This window comes from Jiangella asiatica (assembly GCF_004349065.1).
GTDB classification, from domain to species: Bacteria; Actinomycetota; Actinomycetes; order Jiangellales; family Jiangellaceae; genus Jiangella; species Jiangella asiatica.
The window spans coordinates 1-11,603 of sequence record NZ_SMKZ01000091.1; the positions used below are offsets into that span (position 1 = coordinate 1).

9 protein-coding genes and 2 pseudogenes are annotated in these 11,603 nt (G+C 72.9%); 7 read left to right on the forward strand and 4 right to left on the reverse strand.

What is annotated here, in order from left to right; genetic code table 11:
* Positions 1-606 (reverse strand): annotated as a pseudogene (locus E1269_RS31165) (hypothetical protein); the annotation flags it as partial.
* A gap of 357 nt (positions 607-963) precedes the next feature.
* On the reverse strand, positions 964-3,876 hold the full coding sequence (locus tag E1269_RS31170) for an ATP-binding protein (RefSeq protein ID WP_131902015.1): 2,913 nt from the start codon (positions 3,874-3,876) through the stop codon (positions 964-966).
* Between the two features lie 212 nt (positions 3,877-4,088).
* Between E1269_RS31170 and E1269_RS31175 the strand changes: the two genes are divergently transcribed.
* The 3 genes from E1269_RS31175 to E1269_RS31185 all read left to right on the forward strand — a co-directional run bounded on the left by E1269_RS31175 (position 4,089) and on the right by E1269_RS31185 (position 5,787).
* The gene (locus tag E1269_RS31175; RefSeq protein WP_131902017.1) at positions 4,089-4,574 is read left to right on the forward strand and encodes a MarR family winged helix-turn-helix transcriptional regulator; all 486 of its coding nucleotides are present in this window, start codon (positions 4,089-4,091) and stop codon (positions 4,572-4,574) included.
* Between the two features lie 127 nt (positions 4,575-4,701).
* Positions 4,702-5,016: a hypothetical protein gene (locus E1269_RS31180; protein ID WP_131902019.1), complete on the forward strand. Its 315-nt coding sequence runs from the start codon at positions 4,702-4,704 to the stop codon at positions 5,014-5,016.
* A 15-nt stretch (positions 5,017-5,031) separates the two neighbouring features.
* Complete coding sequence (locus E1269_RS31185) at positions 5,032-5,787, forward strand: class I SAM-dependent methyltransferase (protein ID WP_131902021.1); 756 nt, start codon at positions 5,032-5,034, stop codon at positions 5,785-5,787.
* Between the two features lie 37 nt (positions 5,788-5,824).
* Here E1269_RS31185 and E1269_RS31190 read toward each other — a convergent pair whose 3' ends face one another.
* The gene (locus E1269_RS31190) at positions 5,825-7,144 is read right to left on the reverse strand and encodes an FAD-binding oxidoreductase (protein ID WP_203434268.1); all 1,320 of its coding nucleotides are present in this window, start codon (positions 7,142-7,144) and stop codon (positions 5,825-5,827) included.
* A 47-nt stretch (positions 7,145-7,191) separates the two neighbouring features.
* Here E1269_RS31190 and pdxR point away from each other — a divergent pair, with 47 nt between their 5' ends.
* From pdxR to E1269_RS31210, 4 genes are all read left to right on the forward strand, one after another.
* Positions 7,192-8,607, forward strand: coding sequence for a MocR-like pyridoxine biosynthesis transcription factor PdxR (gene pdxR / locus E1269_RS31195; protein WP_131902025.1), 1,416 nt, complete (start codon positions 7,192-7,194; stop codon positions 8,605-8,607).
* A 316-nt stretch (positions 8,608-8,923) separates the two neighbouring features.
* The gene (locus E1269_RS31200; protein ID WP_131902027.1) at positions 8,924-9,388 is read left to right on the forward strand and encodes a MarR family winged helix-turn-helix transcriptional regulator; all 465 of its coding nucleotides are present in this window, start codon (positions 8,924-8,926) and stop codon (positions 9,386-9,388) included.
* Positions 9,385-10,059: a hypothetical protein gene (locus E1269_RS31205; protein ID WP_131902029.1), complete on the forward strand. Its 675-nt coding sequence runs from the start codon at positions 9,385-9,387 to the stop codon at positions 10,057-10,059. The genes E1269_RS31200 and E1269_RS31205 overlap by 4 nt, the downstream gene beginning before the upstream one ends.
* A gap of 44 nt (positions 10,060-10,103) precedes the next feature.
* Positions 10,104-11,078 carry an NAD(P)-dependent alcohol dehydrogenase gene (locus tag E1269_RS31210; RefSeq protein WP_131902031.1) on the forward strand — a complete coding sequence of 325 codons (975 nt, stop codon included), beginning with the start codon at positions 10,104-10,106 and terminating at the stop codon, positions 11,076-11,078.
* Between the two features lie 85 nt (positions 11,079-11,163).
* On the opposite strand, the pseudogene E1269_RS33990 reads toward E1269_RS31210, so the two are convergent.
* Positions 11,164-11,301, reverse strand: a pseudogene (locus E1269_RS33990) (ATP-binding cassette domain-containing protein); the annotation flags it as partial.
* Between the last annotated feature and the right edge of the window lie 302 nt (positions 11,302-11,603).

Genomic DNA, 11,603 nt, shown 5'->3' on the forward strand with positions numbered 1-11,603 from the left:
CCAGACCTGACCGATCGTGCCCGCCTCCAGCTGCGCCCAGACGGTGCCGACCTCCGCCTTGGGCGCTGTGACGGCGACGGCGTCGATGCTGGCGAGCTCGCGTACGGCCCGGGTGCCCGCCGGAGCGGCGAGCAGTGCCGCGTCGCCGTCGTCGTCGGGAGTGATCAGCAGCGGCAGCTCGGCGGTGACGCCGTCGTGGTACCCCTCCTGGACCAGGTAGGTGACGTCGAACAGTCGCTCGTCCACCCGGTCCGAGCGCAGGAACGGCTCGGCAGCGGCCGGGACGACGTGCACGTGGCCGTCCTGCTCGTAGATGCGCGGCTGGACGGTCGCTGCCGACGACTCCACCCAGGCGCTCTGCCGGCCGTCCGGCAGCATGCTCACCCCGACGACGTCCCCGGTGACCAGCGTGACCAGGTACGTCTGGCCCGCGGGGTCGACGGTCGGGATCGCCGGCACGGCGGCACCGCTCGACGCCGCGGCGCTCGCCGGCGCCCCGGCACCGCCGGCGGGCACCGCCAGCAGACCGGCGGCCAGTGACGCGGCCGCAAGCAGCGGCAGCAGCCTGGCTCGTGAGCGGTGCGGGATACGCGGCGGGTGCGGCATGGGTCCTCGTCTCCACGTGCGATGTGAAGGCTCGCCGCCGTCCGCGTCGATGCGGGCGCCGGGTCGCGCCGGGCAGGAAGCCCCGTGTGCTCACACGCTCCCGCAACGCCCCGATTGGTTGCGATTGTGCGGATCACCCATTTTTCTCCGGCCGTTCGCCGTCAGGTCGGCCGGTGGTCACCCACGGCGACCGCTCGCCTACAGCGGCTCCCAGTGCTCCCCGGCCGTCTCCTCGCCCGGCTCGGCCGGACCCGGCGGGTCGCCGTTCTCCTCGGGCTCGGACTCGGCACCGGGCGTGTGCTGCTCTCGCATGCGGCCACGATCGGCCAGGAGCGAGAGTGCTTGCGAGTGGGCGAATCACCCAATCTTCGGCTCATCGGCCGTGATGGCGACCGCCAGCGCCGTGCGCGAGGTGACCGCCAGCTTGCGCATCGCAGCGCTCAGGTGCCGATCGACGGTGCGCGGCGAGAGGAAGAGCGTCTCCGCGACCTGGCGGTTGGTGAGGCCCTGCGCCACCAACCGGGCCACCTCGAGCTCCCGGGGCGAGAGCTGGTCGCCGTAGCCGCGCCGGCCGCCGCGCCAGGCCCGGGCGACGTCGACGCCGCGGTCGCGCATGAGCCGGGCCACCCGGTCGGCGTCCCATCGCGCCTCCAGCTCACGCAGCCGCCCCTGCACCGTCGCGAGCACCTCCAGCGCCGGGTCATCGGCGCCGCCCGCGGCCAGCAGGGCATGCGCCTGCCGCTCCCGCGCGAGCAGCTCCGCGTACGGGCGGGGCAGCTCCGCCCAGGCCGCGGCGGCCGCACCGAAGAGCTCGGCGGCCGCGGTGGCGTCCTGCGCGACCAGGCCACGGCAGACGAGGAGCGCGGCCCGCGGTGCGGGGGCGTCACGGCCGTCGAGTCCGGCAGCGAACCGCTCGACCAGCGCGGCCGCCTCCTGCGCCCGGCCGGCCCGGACGAGGGCGTCGACGTGCACCGGCGCGAGGTCGGCGGCCCACACCCAGGTCTGCTTGCCGGCGATGGTCGCCATGCCCGGCCCGGTGACCCGCAGGGCGTCGTCGACGGCGTCGTCGGCCAGGTAGAGCCGGCCCAACGCACCGGTCGGCGCGGTCTGCACGTCGACGAGGCCGCGCCGGGCCGCCTCGGCGACGACTGTGCGCAGTTTCAGCTCCGCGTCGGCCCGGCGCCCCGCGGCCAGGTCGAGCAGACCCAAGAGCATCCGCGCCTCCAGGAGCGCCTCGGGCAGGGTGTCATCGTTGTCGGCCAGCTCCTGGACCCGGCCGGCCAGCCCGCCCCAGATGCCGGCATGCCAGTCGACGTGCGCGCGGGTGAGCAACGCGGAGTTCATGAGCCGCTGGTAGCCGGTGGACGCGAGCAGCTCGATCGCGCGGTCGAGCTGCCGCCGGGCCTCGTCGTCGCGGCCCCAGCCGATGGCGGAGTGTCCGATGTTCATGAAGCCGCGGGCGAGCTGGCGCTGCTCGTACAGCGTCGCCGCGTCCGGGTCCAGCTGGGCGGCGGCCTCGGCCCAGCCGGACGGCTCACCCATCATGAGCAGCGCGCTGGCGCGATCGACGGCGAACCAGACCCGCTCGTCCTCGGCGACGTGCGGCATCAGCCGGCTGGCGCGGTCCAGCCACTCCAGGTGCCGGCTCACCGGCCAGTCCTGCCCGCGCGGATACGCCAGCGAGATCATCGCCCGGACCGCGAGCTCCGGCCGGTCCACCAGCTCGTCGGCGGCGGCCTCGACCTGCTCGATGCCGACGTCGAAGTCGCCGAGCTGCAGCCAGAGCCGGCCCAGCAACAGCCGGATCTCGCCGCGCTGCCCCGCCGGCAAGTCGTAGCGCTCCAACGCCGCGCTCAGCACGGCGGCGACCTCCAGGGCCAGGTCCCCCAGGGCGGCGACACCCCAGGTGGCGGCCTCGGCGAGACGCCGGACCAGCCGGGCGTGCCGCTCCGGCGGGTGCTCGGCCGCGGTGAGCAGCTCGTGCAGCACCACGACGGCGGCGCGATCCTCGCCGGACTCCAGCGCCAGGTCCGCCGCCGCCTCGGCGTACCGGCTCCACGCGGCGACGTCGCCGGCCTCGCGGAAGTGCCGGCTGAGCCGGGTGACCGGTGCGGTGCCGAGCTGCTGCACCGCCTCGGCTGCCTGGCGATGCAGATGACGACGTTCCGACGCTGGGGTTGCCTCCTCGATGGCCCGCGACGCCAGCGCGTGCCGGCACACGAACCGGCCCGGCCGTGCCTCGCGCAACAGGCCCGACGACAGCGCCTCGGCCAACCCGAACCGGGCGCTCTCCGCATCCAGCCCGGCCACCCTGGCCAACATCGCCTCGTCCGCCGGGTCGGTGAGCACCGCTGCCGCGGCCAGCACCCGCCGTGCCTCCGGCGCCAGCCGGGCGACCCGCTCCAGGACGGAGTCGCGCACGGTCGGCGGCACCTGCAGCTCGTCCAGCGCCCGGCGCGACCACTCGCCGCCGCGGCGGACGATGTCGCCGCGGTCGCGCAGCAGCGACACACTCTCCTCGACGGCCAGCGGCACGCCGCCGGTCCGCCGGTGCAGGAACGACACGAACTCGGCGGACACGTCGTCGGTGGCGAAGATCGACGCGACCAGCGCGGTGGTCTCGTCGACGCCGAGCGGTTCCAGTGTCAGGCTCAGCCGCCGCAACCCCGTCGGCGGCCGCGAGCTCAGCCGCAGCAGCGGCGACCCGTCCGGCACGTCGGTGGCGCGGTAGGTGACCACGAGGCTGATGTCGCGGTCGCTCGACGCGCAGAGCATCGGCAGGAACTCCAGGGTGGCCGCGTCCGCCCAGTGCGCGTCCTCCAGGATCAGCACGTCCACGCCGGACCGCTCGACCAGCTCGACCAGCGCGCGGAACAGCCGGTGCCGGGTGGAGCTGGGGTCCTCCAGCGGCTCCAGCGCGGGCGGCAGGTGCTCGACCCACTCGGGGAACAGCGGCCGCAGCGCGCCGGCCAGCGGGCTGAGCTGCACGCCGTCGACGGAGCGACGGTGCAGCGCGTCGACGATGGGGCCGAGCGGGAACGGCTCGGCCATGGGCGGGCAGGCCGCGGCCAGCACCGTCAGCTCGTCGAGGTCCTGCAGGCTCTCCTGCACCAGGCGGGTCTTGCCGATGCCGGCCTCACCCTCGAGCAGGACCAACGCCGGCCCGTCGCGCAGTGCGCCGGCGACGGCGGCGAGCTCGTGCTCGCGGCCGACGAACGCGGTGCCGGATGAATGGGGCGAGCCGGCGGCGCCGGTGACCTGACGTTCCACCGAGCCTCCCGTCGCGCCGCACCAGCGTTTGTCGGTCGTCCGGTCCGCCTCGCCAGGTCAACCGTCCCGCCAGCCTAGAACAGCCCTCTTGCCGACGCAGTCGCCAGTCCGCATCCGCCGCGAGGCTCAGGTTGTCGCGGCCTGACGACCTGGCCGTCTCCCGACGGAGGTAGTTTCGTGCAGAACAGGGGAGTCCGGCGGAGGGGTGTCGGGTGGCCGATCACACACATGCCAGTGGTGCGCTGGGCCGCACCGTGACCACGGTCGGCGATCAGCCGCGGGAGTTCGCCGACGCCCTGATGGCGTTCCTGTCCACCGCGCGGCGCACCCGCGGGCGGCTGCAGCCCCTGTTCGACGACATCACCGTCCCCCAGCTGGTCCTGCTGGACGCCATCGAGGAGTGCGGCCGCGACGGTGTCGGCGTCGTCGCCAACCTGACCGGCCTGACCCAGCCCACGGTGACCCGCAGCGCGGCCTTCCTGATCCGCGACGGTCTGGTGCGCTACGGCGACAACGGCGGCGACGGCCGACGGCGCGCCCTGGAGCTCACCGAACGCGGCTCCGAGGTACTCGCCGCCAAGCGCGACGTCGTGGCCGGTCACCTCGCCGGAGCCTGGGACGACCTGTCGCCGGCCGAGCGCGCGCTGGTCGTGCCGCTGCTGCGGCACCTCTCCGAGCTGGTCGAACGCCTGTTCTGAGCAGAAGGCTGGCGCCGCGCCCTGTTCCTGCTATATAAATCGGCGTAGTCTCGAAGTGACGAACTGTTCACCGTGGGTATGTGAACAGCGTGTCGCCTGCAGCCGCAACGAAGCGGAGGTGAGCAGCGTGAGCTACTGGTCCGCGCACCTCATGCATGCAATGTTCGACGGCCTGCGCTACTTCATGTGGATGACCATCAGCGGCCTGGCCGTGGTGGGGGCGGCGTTCTACGGAGGTGCGGGCGTCCACGCCTTCTGGCAGAAGTCCGGACCACCAGCCCGCCGTCGCCGCGACGCCGTCGCCCGGGAGGCCGAGGCCGGCATCGCCGAGATCGAGGCGTATCTGGCGGCCCGATCGCCTGGTTCCGAGCCCAGCCCCGAGCCCGAAGCCCCGCCCGTCGAGCGCGGAAAGCGTCCGCCGGGCTCCGGCGAGACCGCATGATGCGACCATGTCCGCATGGCCGAGCCGACCGCTGCCCACCGGTTCTACAATGACCTGGCGTCCTGGTGGCCCCTCGTCTCGCCACCGGACGAGTACACCGAGGAAGCCGCCTTCGCCGCGACGGTCCTGAACTCCGCCCAGCGCGACGTGCGCGAGGTGCTGGAGCTCGGCAGCGGCGGCGGCCACAACGCCGTCCACCTCAAGAAGCACTTCACGCTGACGCTGGTGGACCTGTCGCCGCACATGCTCGACGTATCGCGGGCGCTGAACCCCGAGCTCGAGCACGTCCAGGGCGACATGCGCACCGTCCGGCTCGACCGCGACTACGACGCGGTCTTCGTCCACGACGCCGTCGACTACATGCTCACCGAGGACGATCTCGCCCAGGCCATCGCGACGACCTTCGTCCACTGCCGCCCTGGCGGTGTTGCCGTCTTCGTCCCCGACCACACCGTCGAGACGTTCGCCGAGAGCACCGAGCACGGCGGCGAAGACGGCGGTGACGGTCGCGGCGCCCGGTTCCTCGGCTGGACCTGGGACCCTGACCCCGCCGACACCTGGGTCCGCACGGACTACGTCTTCCTGCTGCGCTCACCGGACGGCTCCACCGAGTCCGTCCACGAGTCGCACGACACCGGCCTGTTCGGTCGCGACGTGTGGTTCCGGCTGCTCAGCGACGCCGGCTTCGAGCCCATGATCCTCACCGAGCAGGTCGCCGACGACGACCACGCTCCGCGCGACATCTTTCTCGGCCACCGCCCCACCGCCTGACCCCGCCCACGCCCACTACCGCGGTGGGGGTGCGGCGTCACGCGGCGGGGGTGATGTTCTGGTTGAGGTGGAAGGCATTGTCAGGGTCGTAGGCGGTCTTGAGCGCCTGCAGCCGGGCCAGCTTCTCCGGCCGGTACGCGCGCCGCACGCCGGCCGAGCCCTCGTCGCTGAGCGCGTTGACGTAGGCGCCGCTGGCGTAGGGCTCCAGGGCGGCGGCGCTGCGGCGGGCGATGGCCATCCGCTCGGCGTCCTCGGCCGGGTCGGCCCACTTGGCGGCGGCGACGTACTCGAAGGCGGCGTCGCGTTGGCTGAAAGCGGAGTCCTCGTCCGGCACCTCGGCGATCGCCCCGCCGTAGGCCTGTAGGCCGACGCCGATCCCGTCCGCGGCGTGCTCGACCAGCGCGTCGACGGCGGCGTCGGGCAGGGCGCGCACGTAGTGGCCCTTCCAGTACCGGCGCATCGAGTAGCCCTCCGGGCTGTCCTCGCGCCGTTGCAGGTCGACGTAGGACATGTCGCCGACGTTCTCCGCCACCGGGTTGCCCAGCGCACGCAGCTCCGTCAGCAGCGCCTCCTCCCCCGCCGGCGCGCCGACCCAGACGAAGCCGACCGTGGCCAGACCGCCGCCGAGCGACACGGCGAAGGTGGCCTGCCGGGGCGCGTCCGCGCTGAGGTCGCGCCAGCCGCGCAGCACGGCGGCGGCCCGCTCGAGCGGATATGACAGCTCGGCGACGTAGGCCCGGGTGCCGACGGGGTGGAGCTGGAACTCGAACTCGGTCACGATGCCGAAGTTGCCACCGCCGCCGCGCAGGCCCCAGTACAGGTCGGGGTTCTCGGTCCGACTGGCCCGTACGGTCTCGCCGGCGGCCGTCACCACCTGATACGAGGTGACGTTGTCGCAGCTCAGGCCGTACTGGCGGGCCAGCCAGCCCATGCCGCCGCCCAGCGTGAGACCGCCGACGCCGGTGTGCGAGACGTTGCCGGCGGTGGTGGCCAGGCCGTGTCGCTGCGCCGCGATGTCCAGCTCACCCAGGAGGGCACCGCCCTCGACCCGGGCCCGCCGCCGCTCGACGTCGATCGTCACCGCGCCCATCGGGGTCAGGTCGATCATCAGGCCGTCGGCCGGCACAGCCAGGCCCAGCACGCTGTGGCCGCCGCAGCGGACCCCGATCTCGAGGTCCAGCTCGCGGGCCGTACGCACCGCGGTCACGACGTCGTCGACGCCGGCACAGCGGACGATCATGCGCGGCCGGCGGTCGACCATCGCGTTCCAGACCGTGCGGGCGCGGTCGTAGTGTGCGTCGCCCGGCAGGACCAGCTGTCCGTCTAGCTGCTCTCGGATGCGGGGGTGCGTCGTCATGGCAACGAGCATCGCAGTGATCGGTACCCGCGCTAAGGTCCAATGCCATGGCGGAATCCAGGACCGGTTCTCCTCCAGGCGGGCTGCTGGTCCAGCTCGACCGAAGCGCGGCCCTACCGCTGCACCGTCAGCTCGCGGTGGCCGTGCGCGACGGCGTCCGCTCCGGCCGGCTGCGGCTGGGCACCACGCTGCCGCCGACCCGCAGGCTCGCCGCCGACCTCGGCGTCTCCCGCGGCGTCGTGGTCGAGGCGTACCAGCAACTCGTCGCCGAGGGCTACCTGACCAGCCGGCCCGGCGGCTACACCGAGGTTGCCATCGGGCCGGTGCGGCCCCGGACGATCGCGGCGCCCGCGCCTCGTCCCGCACCGCGCGTGGACTTCGGGTACGGCCGCTACGACGTCGCCAACTTCCCGCGTACGGCCTGGATGCGCTCGATCCGCCGCGCGTTCGCGCGCGCGCCGAACGAGCGGTTCGCCTACCTGACCGGGCGGGGCGTCCCCGAGTTGCACGACGCGCTCACCGACTACCTCAACCGTGTCCGCGGCACCGCCGCCACGCCGGACACCGTCGTCGTCTGCACCGGCTACGCACAGGGGGTGGCGCTGCTCGTCCAGGTGCTGGCCGCCCGCGGCGCCCGCCGGCTGGTGGTCGAGGACCCCTCCGCCGACGACGACGCCCGCCCGCTCGCCGAGGCGGCCGGGCTCGAGGTCGTCGGCATCCCGGTCGACGACGACGGCATCCGCACCGATGTCCTCGACGCGACACCCGCGGACGCCGTCGTGCTGACTCCGTCGCACCAGTGGCCGACCGGCGGGGTGCTGCCCGCACAGCGGCGAGCGGCGGTGCTGAGCTGGGCCGAGCGCCACGGCGCGCTGGTGATCGAGGACGACTACGACGCGGAGTACCGCTACGACCGTGCACCGGTCGGGGCCATGCAGGGCCTCGCGCCGGACCGCGTCGTCTACGCCGGCTCGGCCAGCAAGACACTCGCGCCCGGCCTGCGGCTGGGGTGGATGGTGCTGCCGCGCGGACTGGTCGGCGAGGTCGCCGCGGCGAAGATCGCGATGGACCGGGGCTCCCCCGTCCTCGACCAGCTGGCGTTCGCCGACTTTGTCGCGCACGGCGAGTTCGACCGGCACCTACGCCGGATGCGGCCGGTGTACCGGCGCCGGCGCGACACGTTGCTGGCCGCGCTGGCCGAGCGGCTGCCGTCACTGGAGCCCGCCGGCATCTCGGCGGGACTGCACCTGGTGGCCTGGCTGCCACCGAACATCGACGAGGCGGGGCTCGTAGCCGCGGCCGAGCGACGCGGGGTTCTCGTGCACGGCGTCGCGCCGTACCGGCTGAGCGCGACCGGCCCGGGCGGCATCATCTTCGGCTACTCTGCCCTGCGCGAGCACGCGGTGGCGGACGGGGTGGACCTGCTTGCCGAAGCGATCGACGATCTCCGCGCGGGTCGCTGACGGCGCGATCGCCCCGCTGGCGAGCCCTTCACCAGGCGATATGACAATTCTCGACCGCCGGTGTGAAGCATCTCACCACTTCTGGGTGTGCGATGGCGCCACCGTGGGCTAGGCTTGCTTCAAGTGGCCGCCCTGCCGTTTTGCCCCCCAAATTGGCAGGGCGGCCCTTTCGTGCCCGAAGAGTCTAAGCCGGGCGGGCGCCTGATGATCATCACCGGCGCGTAACAGCAAGATCACGATCGGCCGCGTACCGGCCCGGGCATCAGCGTCGGCTATAATCAGTGAAGTAGCCACACAATGAAGGTGCATCACTATTATGGCGGACCAGACGCGACAGACCCAGGCCCTCGGCCGCATCCTCGAGCTCGTGGTGGTCCTCAGCGAGGACATGACCCGCGGGCTGGAGCGCCTCGGCCTCACCGACTCCCGGGCCCACCTGCTGTGGGAGCTGCACCACCGGGGCCCCAGCACCCAGCGGACGCTCGCCGACGCCCTGCACGTCAGCGCCCGCAACATCACCGGTCTGGTGGACGCACTCGTGGCCACCGGCTTCGTGACCCGGGAGCCGCACCCCACCGACCGCCGGGCAACGCTCGTCTCGTTCACCGAACACGGCGCGGCGACGGCGGCCGCGCTGGAACGCGGCCAGCATGAGTTCGCCCGAATCCTGTTCGAGGAGATGCCCGATCACCGGCTCGACGGCCTGGTCGAGGGTCTCAACGAGGTCCTCGACCGGCTGCGGAAGCACGGGGTCTCGATCGAGAGCGGAGCCGACCAGTGACCGACGCCAGCCGCCCTGCCGGCTCGTCGACCGATCCAGCCACCGGCCGGCCCACCGCGGCCTTCCTGCTGCGCACAGCCGTCACCATGGAGCTGGACGGGTGGCGAAGCCTGTATCGCTGGATCGCGCGGCGACCGCGGGTCACCGAGCCGGGCGCCGAGGCGTTCGGTTACCTCGAGCCGGTGTCCGTCATCATCTGGGCGTTCATCGGCGTCTCGGCCGTCGAGGTGCCGGTGGTCCACTTCATCCTCCCGTGGCACACCGTGCGGATCATCGCTCTGGTCATCGGCATCTGGGGACTGATCTGGATGTTCGGGTACCTGGCCAGTCTCAAGGTCCACCCGCACGTGGTCGGCCGGTCCGGGCTGCGGGTACGCAACGGTGCCGGCATCGACATCATGCTGCCGTGGGACGAGGTCGACGCCATCCGCATCAACAAGCGCGCGCTGCCAACCTCGAAGACGGTCCAGCTGGAGGAGACGCCGGACGGCACCGTCCTCCAGCTGGGCATCTCGAGCCAGACCAACGTGCACCTGGCCCTGTTCGACCCGACCACTGTCATGCTGCCGAGGGGTCCGGTCGCGGTCACCGAACTGCGCTTCTTCGCCGACGACCCCAAGGCACTGGTCATCAGCGCCCGCCGGCACCTGGCCGCGTCCGCGCAGACCTGAGACTAGGATGCGGGGTCACCGACCGCGCGCACGTGGGGGGCCACATGAAGGCGATCGTGCAGGACCGGTACGGCTCGCCGGACGTCCTGGAACTGCGTGACGTCGACGCGCCGGTGCCCAGCGACATCGAGGTGCTCGTCCGCGTCCACGCCGCCAGCGTCAACGCGCGCGACTGGCACGTCATGCGCGGCGACCCCTACCTCGCCCGTGCCTCGATCGGCCTGCGCGCACCCCAGGCCCGCATCCGCGGCACCGACTTCGCCGGCCGGATCGAGTCCGTGGGCGGCGAGGTGACCGACCTCAGTCCCGGCGACGCCGTGTTCGGCGAGGCCGACGGCGCCTTCGCCGAGTACGTCAACGCACCCGCCTCCGCCGTGGCCCGCAAGCCGGACGCGGTCACGTTCGCGCAGGCGGCGGCGCTGCCCACGGCCGGCAACACCGCACTGATGGGGCTGCGCGACGTCGCCCAGCTCGAGCGGGGTCAGCACGTGCTCGTCAACGGCGCCTCCGGCGGCGTCGGCACGTTCGCCGTGCAGCTCGCCGCGCATTTCGGCGCCGAGGTCACCGCGGTGTGCAGCACGCGCAACACCGACCTGGTCAGTTCGCTCGGCGCCGACCACGTCGTCGACTACAGCCGCACCGACTTTGCCGCGGCCGGGCAGCGGTACGACGTGGTGCTCGACCTGGTCGGCAACCGTTCACTACGCGACCTGCGCCGGGTGCTGCGGCCCGGCGGGGTCCTCGTGCTGTCCGGCGGTGGGGTGTCCACCGGCGGCAGCGTCTTCGGCCCGCTTGGCCTGATGGTCCGAGCCCGGCTGCTGTCGCCGCTGGTCAAGCAGGCGGTACTACAGTTCCTCGCGACGCCCCGGCGCGAGAACCTCACGACGCTGGGTGCTCTGGTGAAGTCCGGCGCCGTGCACCCGGTGATCGACCGCACCTATCCACTGAGCGAGGCGCCGGCCGCGATCCGGTACCTGGAGAACGAGCACGCTCGGGCGAAGGTCGTCATCGCGGTCTGATGCCGGCCGTTGGTCACGGACCACCGGGCCGGACGACGCCGTGCTCGTAGGCGTAGATCACGACCTGCACGCGGTCGCGGACACCGAGCTTGGCGGTGGTGGACTTGCCCGCCCCGTTGGGTCCGAGGAAGCCGGTGACGTGCCCCGGCCGGACAGTGAATGTCAGGTCGTCGACGGCGACCTTCGCGCCGTAGCGCTTGGTAAGCCCGGAGATCTCGATCATGCCGCCGACGCTACGAACGCCGGACCCGGCGGTGCGTTGTCCGCGCGGCTAGATCTGCCGCCGGCAGGTACGCCTCAGGTCGTACTCCTACTGGCCGCCGGCTGGCGCCGGGGTCTGGTGCGGACACGTCGGCGACGGTGGTCGAGCGCTGGACGAGTCCGCGTCGGTGGGCCCAACGCGGCGGCTCACCAGTCGAGGCGTCAGACCGTGGTGGCGCTGGGTCGGGTTCGGCGTGCGCGGCAGCCGCCGGGGCTCGGAGGGTCGGTGAGTTCTGTGGTTCGTCGGTCAGTGCGGTGGCGGGT

Coding starts and splice junctions, on each gene's coding strand:
- pdxR (WP_131902025.1), top strand. CDS start 7,192: ATGGCGGAATCCAGGACCGGTTCTCCTCCAGGCGGGCTGCTGGTCCAG.
- E1269_RS31210 (WP_131902031.1), top strand. CDS start 10,104: ATGAAGGCGATCGTGCAGGACCGGTACGGCTCGCCGGACGTCCTGGAA.
- E1269_RS31200 (WP_131902027.1), top strand. CDS start 8,924: ATGGCGGACCAGACGCGACAGACCCAGGCCCTCGGCCGCATCCTCGAG.
- E1269_RS31190 (WP_203434268.1), bottom strand. CDS start 7,144: ATGACGACGCACCCCCGCATCCGAGAGCAGCTAGACGGACAGCTGGTC.
- E1269_RS31185 (WP_131902021.1), top strand. CDS start 5,032: ATGGCCGAGCCGACCGCTGCCCACCGGTTCTACAATGACCTGGCGTCC.